20 protein-coding genes and 1 pseudogene are annotated in these 26,186 nt (G+C 63.9%); 12 read left to right on the top strand and 9 right to left on the bottom strand.

The annotated features are described in order from the left end of the window. The first annotated feature begins 208 nt into the window (after nt 1–208). Nucleotides 209–1,459, top strand: coding sequence for an NADP-dependent isocitrate dehydrogenase (icd, locus tag AC1RKI_RS06270; RefSeq protein ID WP_150979592.1), 1,251 nt, complete (start codon nt 209–211; stop codon nt 1,457–1,459). Nucleotides 1,460–1,760: 301 nt separating this feature from the next. On the opposite strand, the gene AC1RKI_RS06265 is transcribed toward icd, so the two are convergent. After that, nucleotides 1,761–1,970: a cold-shock protein gene (locus AC1RKI_RS06265; protein WP_061952892.1), complete on the bottom strand. Its 210-nt coding sequence runs from the start codon at nt 1,968–1,970 to the stop codon at nt 1,761–1,763. A 568-nt stretch (nt 1,971–2,538) separates the two neighbouring features. Between AC1RKI_RS06265 and clpS the strand changes: the two genes are divergently transcribed. The 4 genes from clpS (at nt 2,539) to AC1RKI_RS06245 (ending at nt 7,231) form a co-directional block, all read left to right on the top strand. Further along, complete coding sequence (clpS, locus tag AC1RKI_RS06260) at nt 2,539–2,865, top strand: ATP-dependent Clp protease adapter ClpS (RefSeq protein ID WP_061952890.1); 327 nt, start codon at nt 2,539–2,541, stop codon at nt 2,863–2,865. Beyond that, nucleotides 2,862–5,159: an ATP-dependent Clp protease ATP-binding subunit ClpA gene (gene clpA / locus AC1RKI_RS06255; protein ID WP_061952888.1), complete on the top strand. Its 2,298-nt coding sequence runs from the start codon at nt 2,862–2,864 to the stop codon at nt 5,157–5,159. Before clpS ends, clpA begins: the two co-directional genes overlap by 4 nt. Before the next feature lie 206 nt (nt 5,160–5,365). Next, nucleotides 5,366–6,379, top strand: coding sequence for a tripartite tricarboxylate transporter substrate binding protein (locus tag AC1RKI_RS06250; RefSeq protein WP_150979594.1), 1,014 nt, complete (start codon nt 5,366–5,368; stop codon nt 6,377–6,379). 3 nt (nt 6,380–6,382) lie between these two features. Beyond that, nucleotides 6,383–7,231: a VOC family protein gene (locus AC1RKI_RS06245; RefSeq protein ID WP_061952884.1), complete on the top strand. Its 849-nt coding sequence runs from the start codon at nt 6,383–6,385 to the stop codon at nt 7,229–7,231. Nucleotides 7,232–7,267: 36 nt separating this feature from the next. Here the strand turns inward: AC1RKI_RS06245 and dut are convergent, their stop codons facing one another. The 6 genes from dut to AC1RKI_RS06215 all read right to left on the bottom strand — a co-directional run bounded on the left by dut (nt 7,268) and on the right by AC1RKI_RS06215 (nt 14,880). Then, nucleotides 7,268–7,765, bottom strand: coding sequence for a dUTP diphosphatase (gene dut / locus AC1RKI_RS06240; RefSeq protein ID WP_150979596.1), 498 nt, complete (start codon nt 7,763–7,765; stop codon nt 7,268–7,270). Nucleotides 7,766–7,881: 116 nt separating this feature from the next. After that, nucleotides 7,882–8,901 carry an LLM class flavin-dependent oxidoreductase gene (locus AC1RKI_RS06235; RefSeq protein ID WP_227458973.1) on the bottom strand — a complete coding sequence of 340 codons (1,020 nt, stop codon included), beginning with the start codon at nt 8,899–8,901 and terminating at the stop codon, nt 7,882–7,884. Between the two features lie 29 nt (nt 8,902–8,930). Beyond that, complete coding sequence (coaBC, locus tag AC1RKI_RS06230) at nt 8,931–10,130, bottom strand: bifunctional phosphopantothenoylcysteine decarboxylase/phosphopantothenate--cysteine ligase CoaBC (RefSeq protein ID WP_150979598.1); 1,200 nt, start codon at nt 10,128–10,130, stop codon at nt 8,931–8,933. Between the two features lie 227 nt (nt 10,131–10,357). Further along, nucleotides 10,358–10,894: a signal peptidase II gene (gene lspA / locus AC1RKI_RS06225; protein WP_061952877.1), complete on the bottom strand. Its 537-nt coding sequence runs from the start codon at nt 10,892–10,894 to the stop codon at nt 10,358–10,360. Next, a complete protein-coding gene (gene ileS / locus AC1RKI_RS06220) occupies nt 10,894–13,773 on the bottom strand; it encodes an isoleucine--tRNA ligase (protein ID WP_244785996.1) in 2,880 nt (959 codons plus the stop codon). Before ileS ends, lspA begins: the two co-directional genes overlap by 1 nt. A 117-nt stretch (nt 13,774–13,890) precedes the next feature. Next, nucleotides 13,891–14,880, bottom strand: a complete 990-nt coding sequence (locus AC1RKI_RS06215; RefSeq protein ID WP_150979600.1) for a bifunctional riboflavin kinase/FAD synthetase — start codon at nt 14,878–14,880, stop codon at nt 13,891–13,893. Nucleotides 14,881–15,165: 285 nt separating this feature from the next. Here AC1RKI_RS06215 and AC1RKI_RS06210 point away from each other — a divergent pair, with 285 nt between their 5' ends. Then, a complete protein-coding gene (locus AC1RKI_RS06210; protein WP_061952871.1) occupies nt 15,166–16,953 on the top strand; it encodes an ATP-binding response regulator in 1,788 nt (595 codons plus the stop codon). 147 nt (nt 16,954–17,100) lie between these two features. On the opposite strand, the gene AC1RKI_RS06205 is transcribed toward AC1RKI_RS06210, so the two are convergent. After that, the gene (locus AC1RKI_RS06205) at nt 17,101–17,760 is read right to left on the bottom strand and encodes a response regulator (RefSeq protein ID WP_061952869.1); all 660 of its coding nucleotides are present in this window, start codon (nt 17,758–17,760) and stop codon (nt 17,101–17,103) included. Nucleotides 17,761–17,997: 237 nt separating this feature from the next. Between AC1RKI_RS06205 and purN the strand changes: the two genes are divergently transcribed. The 6 genes from purN (at nt 17,998) to nadC (ending at nt 25,107) form a co-directional block, all read left to right on the top strand. Beyond that, a complete protein-coding gene (purN, locus tag AC1RKI_RS06200) occupies nt 17,998–18,657 on the top strand; it encodes a phosphoribosylglycinamide formyltransferase (RefSeq protein WP_061952867.1) in 660 nt (219 codons plus the stop codon). Continuing rightward, the gene (locus AC1RKI_RS06195; RefSeq protein WP_061952865.1) at nt 18,654–20,045 is read left to right on the top strand and encodes an RsmB/NOP family class I SAM-dependent RNA methyltransferase; all 1,392 of its coding nucleotides are present in this window, start codon (nt 18,654–18,656) and stop codon (nt 20,043–20,045) included. The genes purN and AC1RKI_RS06195 overlap by 4 nt, the downstream gene beginning before the upstream one ends. Nucleotides 20,046–20,072: 27 nt before the next feature. Next, entirely contained in the window at nt 20,073–21,428 is a 1,356-nt protein-coding gene (locus AC1RKI_RS06190; RefSeq protein WP_341248153.1) for a mechanosensitive ion channel family protein, read from the top strand. A gap of 331 nt (nt 21,429–21,759) precedes the next feature. Beyond that, nucleotides 21,760–22,950 carry a DesA family fatty acid desaturase gene (locus AC1RKI_RS06185; RefSeq protein ID WP_061952960.1) on the top strand — a complete coding sequence of 397 codons (1,191 nt, stop codon included), beginning with the start codon at nt 21,760–21,762 and terminating at the stop codon, nt 22,948–22,950. A 142-nt stretch (nt 22,951–23,092) separates the two neighbouring features. Further along, on the top strand, nt 23,093–24,247 hold the full coding sequence (gene nadA / locus AC1RKI_RS06180; protein WP_490714837.1) for a quinolinate synthase NadA: 1,155 nt from the start codon (nt 23,093–23,095) through the stop codon (nt 24,245–24,247). Then, entirely contained in the window at nt 24,244–25,107 is an 864-nt protein-coding gene (gene nadC, locus AC1RKI_RS06175; protein ID WP_492794477.1) for a carboxylating nicotinate-nucleotide diphosphorylase, read from the top strand. The genes nadA and nadC overlap by 4 nt, the downstream gene beginning before the upstream one ends. Nucleotides 25,108–25,649: 542 nt before the next feature. Here nadC and AC1RKI_RS06170 read toward each other — a convergent pair. Further along, nucleotides 25,650–26,186 (bottom strand): annotated as a pseudogene (locus AC1RKI_RS06170) (hypothetical protein); the annotation flags it as partial.

The raw sequence follows: 26,186 nt of genomic DNA, 5'->3' as shown, positions 1-26,186 counted from the left end.
TGGCGCGCGCCATCGCTTTATGCATAATATTGAGAATAGTCTTATGTCTTATATAAGACATGTGCGAGATACTTGGCGGTGCACGGCCTGCAGGTCCGCCGCCATGTGACGAGGCTGAAACGCCCGCTACAATGCCTCGCACAACACAATCGCGTGGCCCGGCGGCAAGCCCGGGCAGTCATCACCCCATCCGCAGTTGGAGACGATTATGTATCAGCACATCAAGGTGCCGGCAGGCGAAAAAATCACGGTCAACGCCGATTTCTCGCTGAACGTGCCCGACAACCCGATCATCCCGTACATCGAAGGCGACGGAACGGGCGTGGATATCACGCCGGTGATGCTGAAGGTGGTGGATGCAGCGGTCGCCAAGGCCTACGGCGGCAAGCGCAAGATCGCCTGGATGGAAGTCTACGCCGGGGAGAAGTCGACCCGCATCTACGGCCCGGACGTTTGGCTGCCGGACGAAACGCTCGACGTCGTCAAGGAATATGTGGTGTCGATCAAGGGTCCGCTCACCACGCCCGTCGGCGGTGGCATCCGATCGCTGAACGTGGCGCTGCGCCAGCAGCTTGACCTTTACGTCTGCCTGCGCCCGGTTCGCTATTTCAAGGGCGTGCCTTCGCCCGTGCGCGAGCCCGAAAAGACCGACATGGTGATTTTCCGCGAGAACTCCGAAGACATCTACGCGGGTATCGAATGGGAGGCCGGCAGCGAGGGCGCGCGAAAGCTGATCGCCTTCCTGCGCAACGAAATGGGTGTGACGAAGATCCGTTTCCCGGACACGTCCGGCATCGGCGTCAAGCCCGTTTCCAAGCAGGGCACGCAGCGCCTGGTGCGCAAGGCCATCCAGTACGCCATCGACAACGACAAGCCGTCCGTGACGCTGGTGCACAAGGGCAACATCATGAAATTCACGGAAGGCGGCTTCCGCGATTGGGGCTATGAACTCGCGCAGCAGGAATTCGGCGCCCAACTGGTGGATGGCGGCCCGTGGTGCAAGTTCAAGAATCCCAAGACCGGACGCGACATCGTCGTCAAGGACGCCATCGCCGACGCTTTCCTGCAGCAGATCCTGCTGCGGCCGGCCGAATATTCGGTGATCGCCACCCTGAACCTGAACGGCGACTACATTTCGGACGCGCTTGCGGCGCAGGTCGGCGGGATCGGGATTGCGCCCGGCGCGAACATGTCGGATTCCGTGGCGATGTTCGAAGCCACCCACGGCACCGCGCCGAAGTACGCGGGCAAGGACTATGTGAATCCGGGCTCTGAAATCCTGTCCGCGGAAATGATGCTGCGTCACATGGGATGGACGGAGGCTGCGGACCTGATCATCGACGCGATGGAGAAGTCGATCCAGTCGAAGAAGGTCACGTACGATTTTGCGCGACTTCTGGAAGGTGCCACGCAGGTATCGTGCTCCGGGTTCGGGCAGGTAATGATCGACAACATGTGACGCCGGATGGCCCGGTCCGGATGGCGCGCGAACATCGCGGCCCGGTCGGGTGTGGCATCGAAGGGCGGCCCAAGCGGCCGCTTTTCCATCCTTCCGCCAATGCGGAAACAAAAGCAGAAACGCCCGGCGCATGGATGACATGCGCCGGGCGTCTTGTCGGATGCTGGCGTACCGCTATTGCAGCGTGCTGCGGCAGGACGTGGTCCACCGTCGCACAGGATCCCGTTCCGAAGGGAAGAACATTCCCTTCACATCCGCATGGACCGACACCGCTCTATGGCGCGTTCGGTCGCGGCGCACTTTACTGGTTGGCGTCCTGGATGTTCGTCGCTTGCTTGCCCTTCGGGCCTTGCACGACTTCGAACACAACGCGCTGGCCTTCCTTCAGCGTCTTGAAACCCGCCATCTGAATGGCCGAAAAGTGCGCAAACAGTTCTTCCTCGCCGTCGTCCGGCTTGATAAAGCCAAAACCCTTGGCGTCATTGAACCATTTGACGATACCGCTTGCCATAAACTCCCCCAACGAAAAAGCTGATTTCAAGCGGGGAAACCAATGGCCAGCCGAACACCACCTCGACGGGCTTGTGCATGCAATCCCCGGAGGGGCTGCAACAACAGCGCCGCGCAAATGAAATTCGCGTGGTCAGTCGCTCGGCGCCCGCCTGGATGCGGGCCGGTAACAACTGGCCAACGCCGGTCGTGGGCCTCCCTGCTCACGGAAACATCCGATCCGGCCTGTATGCTTGGCTCGCTGGCCGGGAGCAGATGTGCGATCGATTTTTCTGGCAAACCTACACACTGTCAAGTTGGCAGATTCCCCACTCGGCGTGGGGTGTGGCGGGATTGAAACGGCCGCAGATGGTACCTTAGCTGCCGTGGTGCGCGGATTCGTCCGTCCCGTTGCGGCGCAGGCATTTCCGGTCCGGTACGGTGCGCGGCGGCAACCGGATGCACCGCAAACGTGCGCTGGGCGGCTTCTGTACGGTGGCCCACCTCCGGAATTTTCCAATGAGCGGGACTTGAATACGGGTCCAGTTCCCCAAATTGCAGACTTGTGAGTAAGGGTTAGAATAAAAGCCATGGCGACACGGCTGGCGAACACCCCCCAACGCGATGCAGGCACGGTAATCGAGCGGAAAGAGCAGCAGCTCAAGCCGCCGGCGATGTACAAGGTGCTCCTGCTCAACGACGACTACACTCCCATGGAGTTTGTCGTGATGATCCTGCAGCAGTATTTCAGCAGGGACCGGGAAACGGCGACGCAGATCATGCTGACCGTTCACCGGGAAGGCAAGGGCGTTTGCGGTATCTACACGCGGGATATCGCGGCGACCAAGGTCGAGCTTGTATCAACCCATGCGCGGCAGGCGGGCCACCCGCTGCAGTGCGTGATGGAGGAAGCATGATTGCGCAAGAATTGGAAGTAAGCCTGCACATGGCCTTTGTCGAGGCACGCCAGGCTCGCCACGAGTTCATTACCGTGGAACACCTTCTGCTGGCGTTGCTCGACAACCCGACGGCGGCCGAAGTGCTGCGCGCGTGCGCGGCAAATATCGAGGACTTGCGCACCAGTCTGAAGAACTTCATTGCCGATAACACGCCCGTCGTGCCCGGCACGGACGAGGTGGACACGCAGCCCACGCTGGGATTCCAGCGTGTGATCCAGCGCGCCATCATGCACGTGCAATCGACGTCGAACGGCAAGAAGGAAGTCACCGGCGCGAACGTGCTGGTGGCGATCTTCGGCGAGAAGGACTCCCACGCGGTGTACTACCTGCAGCAGCAGGGCGTGACGCGCCTGGACGTGGTCAACTTCATCAGCCACGGCATCCGCAAGGATCAGGCGGAGCCCGCCAAGCACGGCGAAGGCAATGCCGAGGGCGAGGGCGGCGACGGCAAGGAAAGCCCGCTCGAGCAATACACGCAGAACCTGAACGCGCTGGCCAAGGCCGGCAAGATAGACCCGTTGATCGGCCGGGACAGCGAGGTCGAGCGCGTGGTGCAGGTGCTGTGCCGCCGGCGCAAGAACAATCCGCTGCTGGTGGGCGAGGCCGGCGTAGGCAAGACCGCGATCGCGGAAGGCCTTGCTTGGCGCATCACCAAGAACGAAGTGCCCGATATCCTTGAAAAGGCCACGGTGTACTCGCTCGACATGGGCGCGTTGCTGGCCGGCACGAAGTATCGCGGCGATTTCGAGCAGCGCCTGAAGGGTGTGCTGAAGTCGCTCAAGGACAATCCGAACGCGATCCTGTTTATCGACGAGATCCACACGCTGATCGGCGCGGGCGCCGCGTCGGGCGGCACGCTGGACGCCAGCAACCTGCTCAAGCCGGCGCTGTCGTCGGGGCAGCTCAAGTGCGTCGGCGCGACCACGTTCACCGAATATCGCGGCATTTTCGAAAAAGACGCCGCACTGTCGCGCCGTTTCCAGAAAATCGACGTGGTCGAACCGTCGGTCGACCAGACCGTGCAGATCCTGCGCGGCCTGAAATCGCGCTTCGAGGAACACCATGGCGTGAAGTACGCGGCGTCGGCGCTGACTGCCGCCGCCGAACTGTCAGCGCGCTTCATTACCGACCGCCATCTGCCGGACAAGGCTATCGATGTGATCGATGAGGCGGGCGCCGCGCAGCGGATCCTGCCGAAGTCGAAGCAGAAGAAGACGATCGGCAAGGGCGAGATCGAGGACATCGTGTCGCGCATCGCGCGCATTCCGCCGCAGAGCGTCAACCAGGACGATCGCAGCAAGCTGCAGACGCTGGAACGCGACCTGAAATCGGTGGTGTTCGGTCAGGATCCCGCGATCGAGGCGCTGTCCGCGGCGATCAAGATGTCGCGTGCGGGGCTGGGCAAGACCGACAAGCCTATCGGCTCCTTCCTGTTCTCCGGCCCGACCGGCGTGGGCAAGACCGAAGTGGCCAAGCAACTCGCGTTCATCATGGGCATCGAGTTGCTGCGCTTCGACATGTCCGAATACATGGAGCGCCATGCGGTCAGCCGGTTGATCGGCGCGCCGCCGGGCTATGTCGGATTCGACCAGGGCGGCTTGCTGACCGAGGCCGTCACCAAGAAGCCGCATTGCGTGCTGCTGCTCGACGAGATCGAGAAGGCGCATCCGGATATTTTCAATATCCTGCTGCAGGTGATGGACCATGGCTCGCTGACCGATAACAACGGCCGTCGCGCCGACTTCCGCAACGTGATCATCATCATGACCACCAATGCGGGAGCCGAAACGATGAACCGGGCGACGATCGGTTTCACCACGGCGCGCGAGCAGGGCGACGAGATGGCCGACATCAAGCGGATGTTCACGCCCGAGTTCCGCAACCGGCTCGATGCCACCATCAGCTTCCGTGCGCTCGATGAGGAGATCATCCTGCGTGTGGTGGACAAGTTCCTGATGCAGCTGGAAGAGCAGCTGCACGAGAAGAAGGTGGAAGCCAGTTTCTCGGAAAAGCTGCGCAAGTATTTGGCCAAGAAGGGTTTCGACCCGCTGATGGGTGCACGGCCAATGCAGCGCCTGATCCAGGACATGATCCGCAAGGCGCTCGCCGACGAACTGCTGTTTGGCAGGCTGCTGACCGGAGGCAAGGTGGCGGTCGATCTGGACGACAACGACCAGATCCTGCTGAGCTTTTCGGAAGCCGATCCGGAGCCCCCCGAGGCGCCGGAGAGCGAACAGCGCGCAGAAGCCTGAGCACGCTCCGAGGGCGCCGCACCGGGTGCGGCATCGACACAACGGCCGGGCAATGTCCCGGCCGTTTTCTTGCCCGATTGTTCCAGTTTTGGGCGATCAGCGACGGTCATTCTGCAAGTTGACCGATCATCGGGCAAAATACGGGACGGCGCGTACCGCCTTTCCTTTTGTCCGGTGGCCGTTTGGCCACCCAGCCTGAGTCCCCGATGTCCTCTCCAGACCGCACGCGGCTGCGCCGCCTGCTGCTCAAGTCGTTGCCGATGGGCGCCATGCCCGTGGCGTCGCTGGCCAGTCTCGTTCAAGCCGCCCATGCCGCGGAGCCCGCCGCCGCCAGCCGGCCGATCTCGATGGTGTTGCCGTTCCCGCCGGGCGGCAGCGTGGATATCGTCGCTCGTCAGCTTCAGCCCGGACTCAAGACCAGCCTTGGGCAGACCGTGGTGGTCGACAACAAGCCCGGCGCAGGCGGCCTGATCGCCAGCAGCACCGTGGCGCGCGCCAAGCCTGACGGCAATACGCTGCTGATGGCGTTCGACACCCATGCCATCAATCCGTTTGCGTACAAGAACCTGCCCTACGACACCTTCAAGGACTTCACGCCGATCACGCAGCTCGTGCGGTTTCCGCTGGTGATTGCCGCAAACCCGGCGCTATCCGCATCGAACGTCCGCGAACTGATTGCCTTGGCCAAGTCCAATCCGGGCGCCGTGCGCTATGCATCGTCTGGCATCGGCAGCCTGAACCAGCTCGCGGCGGAAGCGCTGGCAACCGATGCCGGCGTACATTTCCTGCATGTGCCGTACAAGGGCGGCGGCCCGGCCGTGCAGGCCGTGCTGGCCGGAGAGGTCGACCTGTTTTTCAGCAGCTATGCCGCTGTCCAGGCGCATATTGCCGCCAAGACGATCAAGGTGCTCGGCGTGACCGGCACCAGCCGCATCAAGCAAATGCCGCAAGTGCCCACCGTGGCCGAGCAGGGTTTCAAGGGCTTCGAGGCCTATTCCTGGATCGGCGTATTCGGCCCGGCCAATATGCAACCGGACACCGTCACGCGACTGCACGATGCACTCGGCGCGGCGATCAAGCAGCCCAAGGTGGTGGAGGCGCTGACCGCGCAGGGTTTCGAAATCGCAGTCGGCTCGCCCGCCGATCTCGGCAACCTGGTTCGCCACGAGCATGACAAGTGGCAGGCCGTGGCCCGCAAGGCCAATATCCAGTTCGAATAACCGATGCCCGCACTGCCCGAACCGTTCGATCATGCCGTGGTCGTTTGCAACGATCTCGACGCGGCTGCCGCCAATTGGCGCGCGCTCGGCTTCACGCTGACGCCGCGCGGCTATCACACGCTGGGCTCGCAAAACCACTGCATCATGCTGGGGCGCGACTACCTCGAACTGCTGCACGTCACGGCGCCGAGCCCCAGCCGCCAGTATTACTGGGATGCCCAGCAGCGCGGCGACGGTTGTGCGGCGATGTCGTGCAAGAGCAGCGACGCGTTTGCGACGGCCGCCAGGTTGCGCGCCGCGGGTTTCGAAGTGTCGGATCCGATTGAGTTTTCGCGGCCCGTCCGGCTTGACGACGGCAGCGAGCACCCGGCGACGTTCCGCGTGACCGCACTGGATCAGGCCCCCGGGGCGCGGTATTTCGTCTGCGAACATCGCACGCCCGAATTGCTCTGGCGTCCGGAATGGATGGGCCACGCCAACGGCGCACAGGCGATTGACGCGACGTATCTGGTCGTGGAGGCCGCCGATCTGGCGCGCACGGCGCAGGCTTATGCCACGCTGACCGGCGCCCCGATCACGCACGCGACGGGCGAGATCGCGGTGTTGGCCGTCGATGGCGCCTCGTTGGTCATCACCGCGCCGCAAGCGCTGGGCGATGCCACGGACGCGCCGCAGGTCGAGCGCGCCACGCCCGGCTATGCGGCAATCCGGCTCGCAACGGCCGATCTGGCACTGGCGCGGGCGCACTGGCGCACGAACGGCGTGCGGGCCATCGATCTCTCGCCAAGCATCACGCTGATCCCCGCTGCGCAGGCCAACGGCGTGGCGCTGATCTTCGAACAGCGCGCGTAGTCGGTCGGAGCGTTCCGCGGTGGTGGATCGACGCGCTCAGCCTGCCTTGGCGTGGGCCACGCCGGTCGATCCAAATCCACCCGCTCCGCGCGCGGAATCTTCCGAGAACGTCTCCACCGTCGTGAAAACCGGGCGCAGTACCGGCACGAACATCATTTGCGCAATGCGCTCGCCGGGCTGGATGACGATCGGCTCGGTGCCGGGCGCATTGCGGTTCCACACGCTGACCATGATCTGACCCTGGTAGTCGGCATCGATCACGCCGATGGAATTGCCCAGCACCAATCCCTTCTTGTGGCCAAGCCCGGAGCGCGGCACGATCGTCGCGCACATGTACGGATTGGCCATGTGTACGGCGATCCCGGCAGGCACCAGCTGCGCGGCGGTGCCCGGCTCGATAGTCACGGGGCCATCCACGCAGGCATGCAGGTCGATGGCTGCCGCCATGTCGCTTTGGTAGGCTGGCAGGCCCCAGTCGTTCAGGCGGGCGTCGAGTACCTTGATTTCGACGGTCGGGTTCACGGCTACGGTCATGGATATGTTTCCTGCAATGCGCTGGCGCGTTAATCGGACAAAGGCGGCATGATACCGTGGCGCCCCTGCCGATTCAGCACTTCGGAGCAGCACTGTGGCGCCCGAATCGCCGGCGCCTATGCCGCCAGGTCGAAGGCGTCGGCCAGCAGTTCGTAGGTGCGCATGCGCGCCTGGTACGACGCTGTCACGCTCAGCACAATCAACTCGTCGGCGGCGAACCGATCACGCAGGCTCAGCATGCGTTCGGCCACCTGGGCCGGGGTGCCGCAAATGGTGCGCGGCCGCTCGCGTTCGATGATCAGACGGTCGCGCTCGCTGGGCGTAAAGTCCGCCGCCTGCGCCAGCGACGGAATCGGCGCGTTCACGCCGTAGGCCATCTGCAGGCGACGGATGTCCACCGCGCTTTCCAGCATCGCGGCTTGCGCTTCGGTGTCGGCGCAGATCACGAAGACCGCGGCGGCGCTATACGGCGCATCGTGGTAGCCGGCGTTGAAATCGTCGCGATATTGCCGCGCTACGGCGTGGCCGCCATGCGCGTTGATAAAGTGCGCAAAGGCGAAGCGCAGACCTAGCCGCGCGGCCAGCGCGCCGCCGAAATCGCTGGATCCCAGCACCCACAGCTCGGGCCGCGTGTCGATTGCCGGTTGCAGCAGCACGCCTTCGGCCAGATGGTCGGGCGGCACATCGCCGCGCAACAGGAACGACAGGTCCTGCACCTGCTGCGGAAACTGATCGCCGCGATTGTATTGCCCCATTGCCACCGCCTGCGCCGTGCGCATGTCGCCGCCGGGTGCGCGGCCCACGCCCAGGTCGATGCGGTTCGGAAACAGTGCTTCGAGCATGCGGAACTGCTCGGCAACCTTGAACGGGCTGTAGTACGGCAGCATCACGCCGCCGGAGCCCAGGCGGATGCGCTGCGTAACGCTGCCCAGGCGCGCCAGCATGACTTCCGGCGCGGGATTGCATACGCCGTGCAGGCCGTGGTGCTCGGCGCACCAGTAGCGCGTATAGCCGAGCGCGTCGGCCATCTGGGCGAGGTCGACAGTGGCCGCCAGCGCGTCGCGCGCGCTATGGCCGTGGATGACGGGGCTCTGGTCGAGGACCGACAGTCGCAACTTGGGACGAGTTTGGCTCATGGCAGCAGACACGGCACGCTATATGGACGTTATGTGGACTTGCGCGGCAGCCGCTGGCCGATGGCGTTGATGAGCTGGCGCGCCAGCGAAAGCTTGTCGGCGCGAGGCAGGCGCGTCATGCCGTGGCTATCGAACAGCACGATCTCGTTGTCATCGAGACCGAACGTATGGTGTCCGATATTGCCGACCAGCAGCGGCACGCCCTTGCGTTGGCGTTTCTGTTCGCCGTACTGCTCCAGGTTCTCGCTCTCGGCAGCAAAGCCAACGCAGTAGGGCGCGTCAGCACGCGCGGCCACGGCCGCCAGGATGTCAGGGTTCTGTACGAACTGCAGCGTGGGCGTGTCGCTGTCGTTAGCTTTCTTGAGCTTTTGCTGCGCGACTGCGGCGGGCCGCCAGTCGGCCACGGCAGCCACGGCGATGAACACGTCGACCTCGCGCAACTGGGCCATCACCGCATCGTGCATCTGCTGGGCGCTGCGTACATCGGTCCGCACCACGCCGCGAGGTGTGCCGAGCGCGGTCGGCCCGGCCACCAGCAGCACCTCGGCGCCGGCCTCGCGCGCGGCGCGGGCAATCGAGAACCCCATCTTGCCCGACGACAGATTGGTGATGCCGCGCACCGGATCGATTGCCTCGAAGGTCGGGCCCGCCGTGATCAGTACGCGCTTGCCGGCAAGCGGCTTGGGCTGGAAGAACGCAATGAGATCCTCAACGATTTCTTCCGGTTCGAGCATCCGGCCGTCACCGATTTCGCCGCAGGCCTGGTCGCCGGTTCCCGGTCCCAGAATCGCCACGCCGTCAGCGCGCAGTTGCGCGGCATTGCGCTGGGTGGGCGCGGCGGCCCACATCTGGCGATTCATCGCGGGCGCGACCAGCAGCGGGCATTCGCGCGCGATGCACAGCGTGGTGAGCAGGTCGTCGCACAGCCCGTTGGCGACCTTGGCCAGAAAGTCGGTGGAAGCCGGCGCGATCAGGATGGCGTCGGCCTCGCGCGAGAGGTCGATATGCGCCATGTTGTTGTCCACGCGCGCATCCCATTGCGAAAGGAATACCGGTCGGCCGGACAGCGCCTGCATCGTGACGGGCGTGATGAAATGCGTCGCCGCCTCGGTCATCGCCACCTGTACGGTGGCGCCGGCCTTGGTCAGAAGCCGGACCAGTTCGGCCGACTTGTAGCAGGCAATGCCGCCGGTGAGGCCAAGAACGATGTGCTTGCCGCGCAAATCCATGGGGAACGCTCTCGAGGAAACTTGAGTTCCGCATCATACCGCTGGCGCGATGGATGTGCCGGGCAGGCGTGGGTCGCCGGAGCGCACCTCTGGCGCGCGCGCCAGAGGTGGACCGGGAAAGTTGCTGCCGGAAGAAACGAAAAAGGGAAGAACGGGAAGGCGGATATTGCCGGCGGCAAGAATTTGCCGTCAATCACCGCCGTCAATCAACGCCGACGATGTCGCCGTCAGTGCCGGCGAACGCGCCGTAACTCGTCGACGATCAGCAGGACCGCGCCTACCGTGATCGCGCAATCGGCGACATTGAACGCCGGAAAATGCATGTTGCGCAGGTGGAAATCGAGAAAGTCGATCACGTGACCGTAGATGACACGGTCGACCACATTGCCCACCGCGCCGCCAAGAATCAACGACACCGCCAGACAGAACAGCTTCTGGCCCGTATGGCGATACAGCAGCCAGACGATGAAGCTGCCCACCGCGACGCCCAGCACCGTGAAGAACCAGCGCTGCCAGCCGCCCGCGTCGGCAAGGAAGCTGAACGCCGCGCCCTTGTTCCAGACCAGCACGAGATTGAAGAAGCTCGTGACCGGGCGCGATTCACCGTACTGGAACGAGCGCGAGATCAGGATCTTGAAGAACTGGTCGATCATGACGACCAGCAGCGCAAAGGCCATCCACAGCCACGGCGTGACGTTGCTTTTGCCTTTGCCCTTGCTGCGCGCCGGAGTCGAGCGCGCGGAGCGCGTGGAAGACGTTGCCATCAGGCGTGGCTCCTATGTTCACCGGCGCCAAACAGGTTGCTGTCGCAGCGGCCGCAAATCGTCGGGTGCTCGGGGTTGTGGCCGACATCGGCGCGATAGTGCCAGCAGCGCTCGCACTTGGCATGCTGCGAAGGCGTGACGGTCACCATCAGATCGCCGCCTTCCGGCGCCGGCGTGACCTTGGCGGCCGACGTCAGCAGCACGAAGCGCAAATCGTCCTCCAGGCTTTGCAATGCGCTCAGCACCGGGCCGCCCGCGGCAATCGTGACTTCCGCCTGCAGCGACGATCCGATATCGCCCTCGGCGCGTACGGCTTCCAGCTGGCGCGTGACCTCGGCGCGCACGGTGCGGATCTCGTGCCACTTCATCAGCAGGTTGTCCGCATCGTCCACCGAAGGGATGTCGTAGTAGGTGCTCGTAAAGATCGTGTCCGTGTGTTCGGTGCCGTGCGCAAAGATCTGCCAGGCTTCCTCGGCCGTGAACGACAGGAACGGCGCCATCCAGTGCAGCATCGCCTGCGTGATGTGGTACAGCGCATTCTGCGCGGCGCGGCGCGCCTTCGAATCGGCTGCCGTGGTGTAGAGGCGATCCTTCAGCACATCGAGGTAAAAGCCGCCCAGGTCTTCGGAGCAGAACGTCTGCAGCTTGGCCACCACCGGGTGGAATTCGTAGGCCTGATAGTGCGACAGCACTTCCTTTTGCAGGCGCTCGGTCAGCGCCACTGCGTAGCGGTCGATCTCAAGCCATTCCGACGCCGGCAGCGCGTCGCGGGCGTGGTCGTAGTCGGTCAGGTTGGCCAGCAGGAAGCGCAGCGTGTTGCGGATGCGGCGATAGCCTTCCACCACGCGCTTGAGGATCTCCTCCGAGATCGACAGCTCGCCCGAGTAATCGGTCGACGCCACCCACAGCCGGATGATTTCCGCGCCCATCTTGTTCGAGATGTCCTGCGGCGCGACCGTGTTGCCGACCGACTTCGACATCTTGCGGCCTTCGCCGTCGACCGTGAAGCCGTGCGTGAGCAGCGCCTTGTACGGTGGCTTGCCATAGAGCATCGATGCGGTCAGCAACGACGAATGGAACCAGCCGCGATGCTGGTCCGAGCCTTCCAGGTACAGGTCCGCCAGACGGCCGTCAGGGGTGTCGGCCGACGGATCGTAGAGTTCGTCGCGGTGCGATCCGCGGATCACGGTCCAGTGGGTCGTGCCTGAATCGAACCAGACGTCGAGCGTGTCGCGGTTCTTTTCGTACTGCGCGGCTTCGTCGCCGAGCAATTCCTTGGGGTCGAGCGATTGCCATGCCTCGATGCCGTGCTGTTCGACGCGCTTGGCCACTTCCTCGAGCAACTCGGGTGTGCGCGGGTGTAGCGCGCCGGTTTCCTTGTGCACGAAGAACGCCATCGGCACGCCCCATTGGCGCTGGCGCGACAGCGTCCAGTCCGGGCGGTTGGCGATCATGTTGTGCAGGCGCTGCTTGCCCCACGACGGGTAGAACTCGGTGGCCTCGATGCCCGCCAGCGCGGTCTCGCGCAGGGTCGGGCCGTTGTCGGCCGGATCCACGTCCATGCCGGCAAACCACTGCGACGTGGCGCGATAGATGATTGGCGTCTTGTGACGCCAGCAGTGCATGTAGCTGTGTTCGTACTTATGGGCGTTGAACAGGTTGCCCGAGGTGCGCAGCACCTCGACGATCTTCGGGTTGGCATCCCAGATCGACAGTCCGCCGAACAACGGCAGCGTGCTGGCGTAGACGCCATCGCCCATCACTGGGCTGATGATGTCCGCATCGGGCATGCCGTGCGCCTTGCATGACTGGAAGTCTTCCACACCGTAGGCCGGCGCCGAATGGACGATGCCGGTGCCAGTGTCGGTGGTCACGTAGTCGCCCAGGTAGACCGGCGACGTGCGCGCGTATCCCGCGTCCATCTTGGCAAGCGGGTGATGGAAGCGCACTTCGGTCAACGCATCGCCGCGCGCGGTGGCCACGATGGTGCCTTCCAGCGCGTAGGTTTTCAGCTGCTCCTCGACGCGATCCTTGGCCAGGATCAGGAAGCCGCGCGGCGTGTCGACCAGCGCGTATTCCACTTCCGGATGCATGTTCAATGCCTGGTTCGACGGAATCGTCCAGGGCGTGGTGGTCCAGATCACGATCCAGCCCGGCTTGCCTTGCAGCTGCGCCAACGGCACGTGGAACGCATGGGCCAGCTTGTCGAGTTCCGCGAACGGGAAGCCGACATCGATCGACAGATCGACCTTGTCCTTGTACTCGACTTCCGCCTCAGCCAGTGCCGAACCGCAGTCGAAACACCAATTCACGGGCTTCAGGCCGCGGAACACGTAGCCTTTCTCCATGATCTTGCCCAGCGCACGCAGCTCGTCGGCTTCGTTGCTGAAGTTCATGGTCAGATAGGGATTGTCCCAGTCGCCCAGCACGCCCAAGCGTTCGAAATCCTTCTTCTGGCGGGCGATCTGTTCCGTCGCGTAAGCGCGCGCCTTGGCCTGGACTTCCTGCACGGGCAGGCCCTTGCCGAACTGCTTTTCGATCTGGATTTCGATCGGCATGCCATGGCAGTCCCAGCCCGGCACGTAGACGGCGTCCAGGCCGGTCAGGCCGCGCGCCTTGATGATCATGTCCTTCAGGACCTTGTTGACCGCATGGCCGATGTGGATGTCGCCGTTGGCATACGGCGGGCCGTCGTGCAGCACGAACTTCTTCGCGCCCTTGCGCGCCGCGCGGATCTTCTTGTAGATCTGCTTGTCCTGCCACTGCTTGACCCACAGCGGCTCGCGCTTGGGCAGGTCGCCGCGCATCGGGAACGGCGTGTCCAGCAGGTTGACCGAATACTTGCTTTTTTCAGGCTTGGCGCGTTTGTCGTCTGACATGTTCGATTCTCAGGGCAATTCGTGAGGCGCGGCCGGTAGATGACCGCCGCGCGCGTGTCGGTTTCGGAGCAAGGCAGGGCGGGCCCCGGCGGCGCGCATCTGGCGAGCCGCCGGCCGCTAGCTAATTCGATCCGTAGCGGAAGTGGCAAAGTCGCGCCGGCCGCCGCTCGCGCCCGGCGAGGCGATGCCGAAGAACGCACGCGCGTCCTCGGCATCCTTGGCGATCGCGGCGGTGAGGGCGTCCAGCGAGTCGTAGCGCATCTCGTCGCGCAGCTTCTTCATGAATTCCACCCGGACCAGCTTGCCGTAGAGGTTTTCATTGATGTCGAAAAGATGCACTTCCAGCAGCACGCGGCCGGCGTCTTCCACCGTGGGGCGTACGCCGATGCTTGCCACGCCTGGCAGCGGATGCTCGGCAAGGCCATGCACCTGCACCACGAAGATGCCATTGACGGCCGGGCGCTTGTGCGAAATCTTCAGGTTCAGCGTCGGGAAGCCGAGATTGCGGCCGAGCTTGCGTCCATGGATCACATGGCCGCTAATCGCGTAGCCGTGGCCCAGCAGGCGACGCGCGTGTTCGAGATCGCCATCGCCCAGGGCCTGGCGCACCGCCGAGCTGGAAATGCGGATGCCGCCCTCGGACACCGAACCCATTTGCTCGACATCGAAGCCGAATTGGCGGCCCGCGTCCTGCAGATAGGCAAAGTCGCCCGCGCGCCTGGCGCCGAAGCGGAAGTCGTCGCCCACCAGGATCCACCGCGCGTGCAGCCCGTGCCAGAGCACGTTTTCGACGAAGGCCTGCGGCGATTGCGCGGCGAAGTGGGCGTTGAAGTGCTCCACGACCACGCGATCGACGCCATTGCGGCGCAGGGCGTCGAGCTTGTCGCGCAGCAGGGCGATGCGGGTCGGGGCGTGTTCGGGGGAGAAAAATTCCCGCGGATGCGGCTCGAACGTCATCACGCACAGCGGCAGGCCGCGCGCGTCGGCGGCGGCGCGCGCGCGCGCCAGCAGCGACTGGTGGCCGCGATGCACACCGTCGAAATTACCGATGGTGAGCGCGCAGGGCGCCCGGCTTTCGGCGTTGGGCAGGCCGCGGAAGACTTTCACGAGGACGGCGGACGAGCGTTTTAGGGAAAGCGAGCATTATAAGGCGAATGGCCACACTTGCCGCCCGATTGGCAGTTTCCCCGGCGCCGGCGTGGTGCCGGTGTTGGTCGGCTGCCCACAAATGGCGAATTTGTGGCCGATCCGCCCACCCGGTAATGGCGCAGCGCCGCAAAAATCGGCATGATATGCGCGATTCAGAACAAAAACCGCGCGAATACTGCAACGGTTGCCGCCGAGACGCGGCTCCTTCAGCCGATTGTCGTCGCCTTACATGCCAGGCCACACTTGAACGCGCTGCTCAACAAGATCCTGCCGCCCGGTCCGCAATTGGACACCGAGACACGGGCCAAGCTGCTGGCCACCGTGCACCGGGTGTCGCCCACGGCCATCGCATCGTCCGTCCTGCTGCCGGCGCTGACCGCCTGTGCCTTCTGGAATCACGCCAGCCACGCCGCGTTGCTGGCGTGGTGCGCGATCATGCTGATGCTCACCGCGGGCGGCAGCTGGTTCTATTTCGGCTACCAGCGGGACATCGGCAAAATGAGCCGCTCGGCGCACACGCGCAAGTGGTGGAACAACATGCGCGCGATTGCCTTTCTCACCGGCCTGACGTGGGGAAGTTCGGCGCTGCTGCATCTGTACACCAACTCCGTGGTGTTTTCGAGCGTGCTGTACTTGCTGACGCTGGGCGTGCTGGCGGGCGGCGCCACTTCGCAATCGCCCATCCCGTCCAACCTGGTGTTTGCGGGCGTGCCGATCCTGGTGCCCAACATCATGCTGGCCGACTTTGCGTTCCCGCAGCACGGCGGCTTCGTGCAGATCCTGCTGGTGATCTACGCGCTGATGCTGGCGCGCCATTCGCTGAATCTGCAGCACACGCTGGTGCGGGCCATCCAGCTGGAATCGGAAAGCCGGCGGCTGGCAAAACAGTTCCAGGAAGAAAAGGAGCGCGCGCTGCACGCCAGCGAGGAAAAATCGCGCTTCCTGGCCGCCGCCAGCCACGATCTGCGCCAGCCCGTCCACGCGCTGGTCATGCTGGTGGAAGCGCTGCGCGCGCGCAACCAGTCGAGTTCGCTGCATCCTCTGGTTGAGCAGGTGGCCGCCGGCACGCAGACCATCGATTTGCTGTTCCGCTCGCTGCTCGACCTTTCCAAGCTCGAGGGCCGCAAGGTGTTACCGACGCTGGAGCCCTGCGAACTGAACGCGCTGATCCACGACGTGATGAGCCAGTTTGCCGCCGATGCGCGCGAAAGCGGGCTGACGCTGACCCCGCGTGTGCCCGACGAGCTTTACGCGATGGCCGAACCGGTGCTGTTGCGGCGGGCGCTGTTCAATCTCGTGCAGAACGCGCTGCGCTATACCAAGCGCGGCGGCATTCTGGTCACCGCGCGCCAGCGTCGCAAACATGTGCGCGTCGAAGTGTGGGACACCGGCGCCGGCATCACGCCCGAGCATCTGCCGGAGATCTTCTCGCCGTACTACCAGGTGCATAACCCCCAGCGCGATCCGTCGCAGGGACTCGGCCTGGGCCTGGCGATCTTCAAGGAATGCGTGCGCCTGATGCGCGGGACGTATGGCGTGCGGTCGGTGCCGGGCAAGGGCTCGGTATTCTGGTTTGCGCTGGCTCCCGTGCCGGCCGAAACCGTGGCCAGCGTGCGCGCCATGCGCGCCAATGCGCGGGCCGAGGATGCGCGCCAGGACCGCCTGCGCGGCACGGTGCTGGTGGTGGACGACGACAGCCAGATCCGCAAGGCGTGGATCGCGCTGATGGAAGCATGGGGAATCCGCGTGGCATGCGCCGCGCATGGCCAGGAAGCCGATGCGCTGTTCGCCAAGGGCCTGAAGCCGGACATCATCTTCTGCGACCTGCGCTTGCCCGGCAACGAAAACGGCCTGGATCTGCTGGAACGCTGGCAGACCACGCAACCGCAGGCGCGCAGCGCGCTGCTGACGGGCGACCTGAAATCGGCCGCGCTGCTGGCCGCCGAGGACGCCGGATACTTCGTGCTGCCCAAGCCGGTGGATCCAGCCAATCTGCGAATGTTGTTGCGGCGCTGGCTGCAACCAGCCTGACGCTGATAACTCTTGGCCTCACGCACGGCGCAAAACCGGCAGCGCAGGTAAACGCCGCCATCGGCGCAGGCGCCGCGGGGCATCGTTGCAAGACGGAGTGGTAGAGCGGGGAAGCGGCGTGGTGTTCCGCCGCTGCCGCGACGCGCGTTACTGCCGCAGGCGGAATCGCTCCATGCGCGACATCACCTGCATGCGCGTGCGCACGCCCAAGCGTTGCAGGATGGCCGAAACGTGTTCCTTGACGGTGTTTTCCGTCAGCCCCAGCTTGCGCGCGATGACCTTGTTCGGCAGGCCTTCCAGCACCAACGCCAGCACCGAGCCCTGGCGCGGCGTCAGGCCCAGTTCGGCAGGCGTGACAGGAATGCCATGGGCCGGGCCGAACGATTGCGAGCGGCCGGACAGGGCCTCGTCCGACGGAAAGCTCGTATCGCCGGCCAGCACCTTGCGTACCGCGGCGGTGAAGGCGTTGGCGTCCAGATGCTTGCCGACGAAACCGCAGGCGGACAGCGCGCGGGCGCGTCCCACGATTTCCGGTGTGGCTTCGGCGGACATGAAGATAAAGCGCGCGGCCGGAATCACGGTCTTGAAGGCCTGCATGGCATCGAAGCCAGTGCCGTCATTAAGCCAGATATCAAGCAGCACGATATCGGGACGAAGTCCCTGATTCAGCGTATGGAGAGCCTCCTTGGCGCTACCGGCAGCGTGGACTGCGACGTCGGGCATCACCTCCGCAAGAAATGCGGTGGTGCCGGAAAGAGCCATAGGATGATCATCGACCACCAACAGAGTCGGTGCAGCGTTCGACATGCGTATTCCCGTCTAATTTCCCGTTTCGTCCTTGTTGTCACCGTCTTCTGGAGAAGCAGCGCGTGGACGTAGGACCCACTCTAACAGAGCGGGGTGCGCGTCACAATCCATGGCACTTGGGTATTTCGCGTTGCATTTGAACGTGAAAACGTTGCCCGGTGTACGTTTCGGGGTAATTAAGTGCCTAATGCGTACGGTTTGCGGGCGTTTACCCTGCGGCGCGGTAGAATCGCGGCGATGAAAAATATTGTCATATTGATTTCCGGGCGCGGCTCCAACATGGAAGCGATCGTCCGGGCCTGCGCAGCCGAGCGATGGCCGGCGCGCGTGGCGGCGGTGCTGTCGAACCGGCCCGACGCTTCGGGCCTGAAATTCGCTGCCGACCATGGCATTGCCACGGGCGTGGTGGACCACAAGCAGTTTGCCGATCGCGCCAGTTTCGACGCCGCGATGCGCGACGCGATCGACGCCTATCAACCGGATCTGGTGGTGCTGGCCGGCTTCATGCGTATTCTCACGGCGGAATTCGTGGCCCATTACGCGCAGCGGATGCTCAATATCCATCCGTCGCTGCTGCCGAGTTTCCCCGGCATGCATACGCACCGCCAAGCGCTGGAGGCAGGCGTGAAACTGCACGGCGCCACGGTGCACTTCGTTACGCCGGAACTCGATCACGGCCCGATCGTGATACAGGCCGCGCTTGATGTTCTGCCTGGCGACACGCCTGAGTCGCTGGCCGATCGTTTGCTCGATAGCGAACATGTCATTTACCCGCGCGCTGTGCGCTGGTTCGTCGAGGATCGTCTGCACGTGCAGCGCGGTATCGTTCAAGTTCAACCGGCCGAGCCCCAATGGTTCATGGCCAACTCGCCCGCAACGGCAGGAAAACAGCCATGAGTCGCAATTCCGCAACACCCCAGGACAATCGCCAGCGTTCGCGTGGCAGCAAAGGCAAGGGCAGTCCGATTCGTCAGCCCCGAGCACATGGCGCAGACGCCACGCCGCGCACGCCGGGCGGGCTGCAGGCTTTCCATCTGCAGCACATCGACCGGCTGCTGGGCAAGGTGCTGCTGTTCGCGCGGCCCGCCGATGCGGTGGTGAGCTTTTACTTCCGTGAAAATAGCAAACTCGGCCACCGCGACCGCGGAATCATCGCAGAAGCAATTTTTGCCGTGTTGCGTCGACGCGTCGAATTTGGTCAATTTGCCGAAAGTGGCACGGGGTCGGCCACGCGCCGCCTGGCTCTGCTCGGTCTTGCCGCAACGCTGGGGCGCGACACGCTGTCGCCGTTCCTCTATCCGGACGAAGCCGAGTGGCTCGATCGCCTGACGACGATCGAGCGCTCGAGCCTGGCGCCGCGCGTGCGCGCGAACCTGCCCGAATGGCTTTACGACGATCTCGTCGCGCGGCACGGCGAGGCGTTCACCGCCGCGCTGGGCGATGCGTGGCTGCGTCCGGCGCCCCTGGATCTGCGGGTGAATACCGTGAAGGTGTCGAAGGAAGAGGCGCTGGCCGAACTGACCAACGCCGGCATCGCGGCCGAGCCGACGCCCATGGCGCCCGATGGCATCCGGCTCAAAGGCAAGCCCGCGCTGAACCAGCTGCCGCTGTTCATCAACGGGGGTGTCGAGGTTCAGGACGAAGGCAGCCAGTTGCTATGTCATCTGCTGGCGCCGCGCCGCGGTGAAATGGTGGTCGACTTCTGCGCGGGCGCGGGCGGCAAGACGCTGGCGCTCGGCGTGGCCATGCGATCGACCGGTCGGCTCTACGCCTTCGATGTGTCGGAAAAACGCCTCGCCAATCTGAAGCCGCGCCTGGCGCGCAGCGGGCTGTCGAACGTCCATCCGGTGCTGATCGATTCGGAGCGCGACGCCAAGGTCAAGCGCCTGGCCGGCAAGATCGACCGCGTGCTGGTCGACGCGCCGTGCAGCGGACTTGGGACATTGCGTCGCAATCCCGATCTCAAATGGCGTCAGTCGCCGGAATCGGTAGTCGAGCTGACGGCCAAGCAAGCGGCGATCCTTGAGGCGGCCGCAAAGCTGGTGAAGGGCGGCGGTCGCGTGGTCTACGCCACGTGCAGCGTGCTGGAAGCCGAAAACGAAGCGATCGTGCGCGACTTCCTCGCCAAGAACGAAAACTTCCGGCTCGTGCCGGTGGCTGAGGTGCTGGCCGAGCAGAAGATCACGGTGCCAGAATTGCCGGCCGAAAGCGGCATGCTGGCGCTGTTCCCGCATATCCACCAGACCGACGGCTTCTTCGCCGCGGTGTTGGAGCGGACGCGTTAAGCGCGGATCTGGACAGAAAGCGAACCGATGAATCCGAACGCGTTGGCGGCGCTGACCCAGTCCCATTCGGTACTGGGCCGCATGCTCGATGACCTGATCCACGACACCAACGGCCAGGGCTTCTTCTGGCAGATCGGCGTGCTGGCGGCGTGCCTGGTGATTGCATGGCCATTGGCGCGCCACGTGGTCAAGCGGCTCGAAGCGCGGCACGCGTCGTCGAGCTTCGCGCTGCGCTTTGCAACGGTCAGCCTGGAACGCGCCATGTTCCCGTTGTTCGGCTGGCTGCTGGTACTGGCCGCGCGCTACGGCCTCGCGCCCTTTGCCTCGGTCAGCGTGCTGCGGCTGGCGCTGGTGCCGCTGTTCGGCATCGCGGCGCTTTATGTTGCGTTCTACATCCTGCGGCGCGGAATGTCCGCCACAGGCCAGTTGCACGGCATGCTGGTGCTGGTGGAGAAGGTGCTGACCACGACGGTGTGGATCGCCATGGCGCTGTATGTGGTCGGCGTGCTGCCCGATGTCATCGCCTGGATGGAAAGCATGCGCTTTTCGGTAGGCGGCAAGCACCCGATCAGCGTGGCCGACGCACTGTTGGGCGTGGTGTGGATTCTGCTCACCGTACTGGTGGCGATGTGGTTCGGGTCGTGGCTCGAAGACCGTCTGATGGGGGCGCCCACCCTCGACGCGAACCTCAAGGTGGTGCTGACGCGCATTTCCAAGGCGCTGCTGCTGCTGGTGTCGCTGCTGCTGAGCCTGTCGCTGGTGGGGATCGACCTGACCGTGCTGTCGGTGTTCGGCGGCGCGCTCGGCGTGGGTCTCGGTCTGGGTTTGCAGAAGATCGCCAGCAATTACATCTCGGGCTTCATCATCCTGCTCGATCGCTCGGTCAAGTTGGGCGACCAGATCACGGTGGACAAGTACACGGGCATCGTGTCGCAGATCCGCACGCGCTACACGGTCGTGCGCAACGGCGATGGCGAGACCCTGGTGCCGAACGAGCAACTCGTGGCGCAGTCCGTGCAAAACCATTCGTTCTCGGGCACCAATGTCCGGGTGGCGGTGCGGGTGCAGGCCGACTACGCATCCGACCCCGAAGTAGTCATCGGCCTGCTGCAGGATTGTGTGCGCGATATTCCACGTGTGCTGCCCGCTCCTCAGCCTTCGGCCTTTCTCGTGGCCTTTGCCGATAGCGGCATCGAATACGAAGTCGCGGTCAATATTGCCGATCCCCAAAACGGCAAGCTGGGCGTCCAATCGGCGATGAATCGCGCGATTTGGCGCACGTTCCAGCAACATGGCGTGTCGATCCCGTATCCGCAGCGCGAACTCCGCGTCTTGAACGAGGCGCCCACATCACTCCCGGCTGGCCCGCAAGCGGCAAGCTGACGCGCGAACGAAGTCGTTCCGGCATCACCTGCGGGAACGAAGTTCAACAGAGTGCATCAAAGTGGGGGAAAAAGCGGATGTCTACCCTGTTGCGATTCGGTACAATGCCGGGTTGTCGCGGGTGTATACCGACATCCTGCAGCCCCACACCAGACAACCGCCAGATTGCAGCGGTTCGTACCTCGGCCCGGCTCCCTGCCACTTTCGCAGGATTGCGCCAGCGCCAGAAAGCTATCGCAATCGCTGACTTCGCAGGCCTTTTTCTGCGCGACAGGTGCGCCCCACGCTGGTGGCGCGCTGCAACCATTCGTTTTACGACGGAGAACATAGTTTGTTCGACATTATTCTTGACTGGGCCGCGAACGGCCTTGCCAATTGGTCCTGGTGGGAGATCGTGATCTACACGCTCGTGATGACGCACATCACCATCGCAGGCGTGACCATCTTCCTGCACCGCTGCATGGCGCACCGGTCGCTGGATCTGCATCCGATTGCCCAGCATTTCTTCCGCTTCTGGCTCTGGCTGACCACGGGCATGGTGACCAAGGAATGGACCGCCATTCACCGCAAGCATCACGCCAAATGCGAAACCGAAGACGATCCGCATAGCCCGCAGACGCGCGGCATCCGCAAGGTGCTGCTGGAAGGCGCCGAACTGTATCGCGCGGAGGCCAAGAACACCGAAACGATCAGCAAGTTCGGCCACGGCACGCCCAATGACTGGATCGAGCGCAATCTGTATTCGCGTTTCACCTGGCAGGGCGTGGGCCTGATGTTGATCATCGACCTGGCGTTGTTCGGCCTGGTCGGCATGTCCGTGTGGGCCGTGCAGATGCTGTGGATCCCGATCCATGCCGCCGGCATCATCAACGGCCTGGGCCACTTCTGGGGCTACCGCAACTACGATTGCGAAGACGCGTCGACCAATGTGTCGCCGTGGGGCTTCATCATCGGTGGCGAAGAGCTGCACAACAATCACCACACGTATCCGACGTCGGCCAAGTTCTCGATCAAGTGGTACGAGATCGACGTGGGCTGGTGGTATATCCGCGCGATGCAGTCGGTTGGCCTGGCAAAGGTCAAGAAGACGCCGCCCAAGGCCCGCCTGGTGGAAGCCCGGCCCGTCGACCACAACACGCTTGAAGCGATCATCGCCAATCGTTACGACGTGATGGCCCGCTACGCCAAGGCGCTGAAGTCCGCATATCGCGCCGAGCTGCGCAAGCACAAGGAAGGCCGTTCGCCCGAGTACAAGAGCTACAAGCCGGCGCGCAAGTGGTTCCATCGCGAGGAAGTGAAGCTCGCGGCGCCGCAGCGCCAGCAGCTTGCCAGCATCACCGAGCAGAACAAGATGCTGCACACGTATGTGGAAATGCGTCGCGAACTGGCCGTGATCTGGGGCCGTTCGAATATGACGCGCGAGCAACTGTTGGCCCAGCTGCAAGCGTGGTGCCACCGCGCTGAAGCGAGCGGCATCCAGGCTTTGCAGGACTTTTCGCTGCGCCTGCGCCGGTACGCCTGATACAATCGGCAGCGCGCCCGTCATGGCTACAAAGCCCCGCCCCAGGCGGGGCTTTTCTTTTCGCTACACTCCCCCATGTTTCCGGCACAGACTGCGCAGTTGAGCGCGGCAGCCGATGGGCGCCCCGAGGAGTACTGCACAAATGACCCCACAAACGATCAAGACTGTCGAGTTCGAAAAGCCGAACTTGGCGGATGCCGAACATGCCGACGGCGGCAGCTGCGTTGCCCATGCGTGGGCCAAGGTGCCTCCCGTGCTGTCGCCCGACGAACGCAGCGCCCTCAAGGACCGGATCCGCAAGCTTCTGAAAGCGCGCAATGCGGTGCTGGTGGCGCACTACTACGTCGATGCAGATCTGCAGGACCTGGCCGAGGAAACCGGCGGTTGCGTGTCCGATTCGCTCGAAATGGCGCGTTTCGGGCGGGACCATGCGGCGCAGACGCTGGTGGTAGCAGGCGTGCGTTTCATGGGGGAAACCGCCAAGATTCTCAGTCCCGAGAAGACCATCCTGATGCCTGATCTGGATGCCACCTGCTCGCTCGACCTCGGCTGCCCGGCGGACGAATTCACTGCGTTTTGCGATGCGCATCCCGATCGCACCGTGGTGGTCTATGCCAATACGAGCGCTGCCGTGAAGGCGCGCGCGGACTGGATGGTCACATCGAGCATTGGGCTGAAGATCGTCGAGCATCTGCACGCGCGCGGCGAAAAGATCCTGTGGGCCCCGGACAAGCACCTCGGCAGCTACATCCAGAAGCAGACCGGCGCCGACATGCTGCTGTGGCAGGGCTCGTGCCTGGTGCATGACGAATTCAAGGGCATCGAACTGGATCTGCTGCGCCGCGAACATCCGCGCGCCAAGATCCTGGTACACCCGGAATCGCCGGCCAATGTGGTCGAGCAGGCCGATGTGGTGGGCTCGACCAGCCAGTTGATCGCCGCGGCCCAGCAACTCGACGCCACCGAATTCATCGTCGCCACCGATAACGGCATCCTGCACAAGATGCGCATGGCCGCACCGGGCAAGCTGTTTATCGAGGCGCCGACGGCTGGCAACAGCGCGACATGCAAAAGCTGCGCGCATTGCCCGTGGATGGCGATGAATGCGCTCGGCAATCTCGCCGAGGTGCTGGAAACCGGCCGCAACGAAATCCACGTCGATGCGGACATTGGGCGACGCGCTGTCACGTGTATCGACCGTATGCTCGACTTCGCCGCGCAGCAGAAGGCCAATGTAAGGCCTGCCGCGGATCTCGCAAAGGAATCGGCGTTGTTTCAGGGAGTGGGTCCGGCATGAGCGTGAATTCGGTATTCGACAGCTACGGCCCGGCGTTGCGCGCCGCGCTGGAAGCCAACGTCAACGCGGCCATTGCCGAGGATGTGGGAAGCGGAGATCTGACCGGCCTGCTGATCCCGGCCGACAAGATTGTGCAGGCACGCGTGATCGTGCGTGAAAACGCGGTGCTGTGCGGCCAGCCGTGGTTTGAAGCGTGCATGGCGGCCGTCGATACGCGGCTGCAGGTTCGCTGGCGCATGGAAGAGGGCGCGCGGATGGCGCCTGACGACGTGGTGTGCGAAATTACCGGCCCCGCGCGCGCATTGTTGACGGCCGAACGCCCGTCGCTGAATTTCCTGCAGTTGCTTTCGGGCGTGGCCACGGCGACGCGCCGATATGCCGACCTGATTGCCGATACGCGCGCACGTGTGCTCGACACGCGCAAGACGCTGCCAGGCCTGCGTCTGGCGCAGAAATACGCGGTCAGGATTGGTGGAGGCGAGAACCAGCGCCTTGCCCTTTACGACGGCATTCTGATCAAGGAAAACCATATCGCGGCGGCTGGCAGCATCACGGCGGCCATGCGCGCGGCGCTGGCGCTCGACAGCGATGCGACCGTGCAGGTCGAGGTCGAATCGATTGCCGAACTGGAAGAAGCGTTGAACGCTGGCGCGGTTTCGGTGTTGATCGACAACTTCACGATCGACATGATGCGCGAGGCCGTTGAGATCAATCGTGGACGCGCGCTGCTGGAAGTTTCGGGGGGCGTGAACTACGACACGATCCGTGCGTATGCTGAAACCGGCGTGGATCGCATTTCGGTAGGCGCGCTGACCAAGGACGTGCGCGCCACGGACTACTCGCTGCGCATCGTCGGCTAGCGACTGTTGCGAATCGCTGCGTATCCGCGTTTCGCGAATGCTTGTCGCGAATGCGTATGGGTCGATTTCGATTGACGGGAGTGGCGCGCGGATACGCCTTGGGCCGCGCAGCCGATCGCGCATCGTGGGGTGCGCCTGGACGTTGAAACCGCCGTCCCGCCGGCCGTCGATCAGAAACAGATCGAAAGAGAATTCGATCAAAAGATGGTTCGAACAAGATCGTTCGAACATCGAAAGAACCCGAAAAGGAAATTCGCGCCCATGGAGAATCTCATGGGCGCGAACTTCAATGCAGGTTTTGGCGGAGGTGCGCGGATTTCACTTCATGCGGCCCGGATATGGGGCCGACCTTCGCGCGCCAGGGCGTGACGATCAATTGTCAAACCCGGACGGCCACACCATTTTCCGGCTCAAGGCACGGCTTGCGTTTGTGCCTTGAGCAATGGCTGCCACCTTCACCAGCGCGGGCCGCCGCTGTCTATGCGGAGCCCGCGAGATCGCTGCGGTCTCGCTTGGCGCTTCCATCTGCGCCGTGCGATTGTTTAGAGCTTGGTAGTCGATGAGATAGACGGCAGCGTCGGCAGCGGCTTCCGCGTAATCGTCGGCAGCGTCTGGCTCGGCGGCACGATCTCGGCGACCGTCGGTTCCACGATCATTTGGGGAATCGGTTGGGGGAACGCTGGACCCATCGCCAGCACGGGCTCGACCGCTGTGGTCACTGGCACGAAAGCCACTGCCGGGAGGGGCGCTGGCTCAAGCGGAGTGAACGTAGGCGCCGTTGGCATTTCCGGCATCGGTGGCATTGGCGCGAATCCCGTCAGCAAATTTGCGTCGTTGCCGGGGTTGCTTTGCGCTACCCTCCGGGCCGCGGCTTCAGCGTCGATCTGTGCTTGCCTGGCCGCCTGCTCGGCGGCCTGTTGCGCCTGGTATTCGGCCTGTTTGCGGGCGTTCTCCTCGGCCCAATATGCTGCGCGTTCGGCGTCGGCTTGCGCACGTGCCTGAGCTTCAGCGTCGATCTGTGCTTGCCTGGCCGCCTGCTCGGCGGCCTGTTGCGCCTGGTATTCGGCCTGTTTGCGGGC

Source organism: Cupriavidus sp. GW822-FHT06G04 (assembly GCF_058799075.1).
The sequence above is the reverse complement of the archived record's forward strand: the minus strand, read 5'-3'. Positions and strand labels throughout refer to the sequence as shown.

What these genes read in the sequence shown, in the direction of transcription:
- icd (WP_150979592.1), top strand. Translation starts at nt 209, where the DNA reads ATGTATCAGCACATCAAGGTGCCGGCAGGCGAAAAAATCACGGTCAAC.
- AC1RKI_RS06265 (WP_061952892.1), bottom strand. Translation starts at nt 1,970, where the DNA reads ATGGCAAGCGGTATCGTCAAATGGTTCAATGACGCCAAGGGTTTTGGC.
- clpS (WP_061952890.1), top strand. Translation starts at nt 2,539, where the DNA reads ATGGCGACACGGCTGGCGAACACCCCCCAACGCGATGCAGGCACGGTA.
- clpA (WP_061952888.1), top strand. Translation starts at nt 2,862, where the DNA reads ATGATTGCGCAAGAATTGGAAGTAAGCCTGCACATGGCCTTTGTCGAG.
- AC1RKI_RS06250 (WP_150979594.1), top strand. Translation starts at nt 5,366, where the DNA reads ATGTCCTCTCCAGACCGCACGCGGCTGCGCCGCCTGCTGCTCAAGTCG.
- AC1RKI_RS06245 (WP_061952884.1), top strand. Translation starts at nt 6,383, where the DNA reads ATGCCCGCACTGCCCGAACCGTTCGATCATGCCGTGGTCGTTTGCAAC.
- dut (WP_150979596.1), bottom strand. Translation starts at nt 7,765, where the DNA reads ATGACCGTAGCCGTGAACCCGACCGTCGAAATCAAGGTACTCGACGCC.
- AC1RKI_RS06235 (WP_227458973.1), bottom strand. Translation starts at nt 8,901, where the DNA reads ATGAGCCAAACTCGTCCCAAGTTGCGACTGTCGGTCCTCGACCAGAGC.
- coaBC (WP_150979598.1), bottom strand. Translation starts at nt 10,130, where the DNA reads ATGGATTTGCGCGGCAAGCACATCGTTCTTGGCCTCACCGGCGGCATT.
- lspA (WP_061952877.1), bottom strand. Translation starts at nt 10,894, where the DNA reads ATGGCAACGTCTTCCACGCGCTCCGCGCGCTCGACTCCGGCGCGCAGC.
- ileS (WP_244785996.1), bottom strand. Translation starts at nt 13,773, where the DNA reads ATGTCAGACGACAAACGCGCCAAGCCTGAAAAAAGCAAGTATTCGGTC.
- AC1RKI_RS06205 (WP_061952869.1), bottom strand. Translation starts at nt 17,760, where the DNA reads ATGTCGAACGCTGCACCGACTCTGTTGGTGGTCGATGATCATCCTATG.
- purN (WP_061952867.1), top strand. Translation starts at nt 17,998, where the DNA reads ATGAAAAATATTGTCATATTGATTTCCGGGCGCGGCTCCAACATGGAA.
- AC1RKI_RS06195 (WP_061952865.1), top strand. Translation starts at nt 18,654, where the DNA reads ATGAGTCGCAATTCCGCAACACCCCAGGACAATCGCCAGCGTTCGCGT.
- AC1RKI_RS06190 (WP_341248153.1), top strand. Translation starts at nt 20,073, where the DNA reads ATGAATCCGAACGCGTTGGCGGCGCTGACCCAGTCCCATTCGGTACTG.
- nadA (WP_490714837.1), top strand. Translation starts at nt 23,093, where the DNA reads ATGACCCCACAAACGATCAAGACTGTCGAGTTCGAAAAGCCGAACTTG.
- nadC (WP_492794477.1), top strand. Translation starts at nt 24,244, where the DNA reads ATGAGCGTGAATTCGGTATTCGACAGCTACGGCCCGGCGTTGCGCGCC.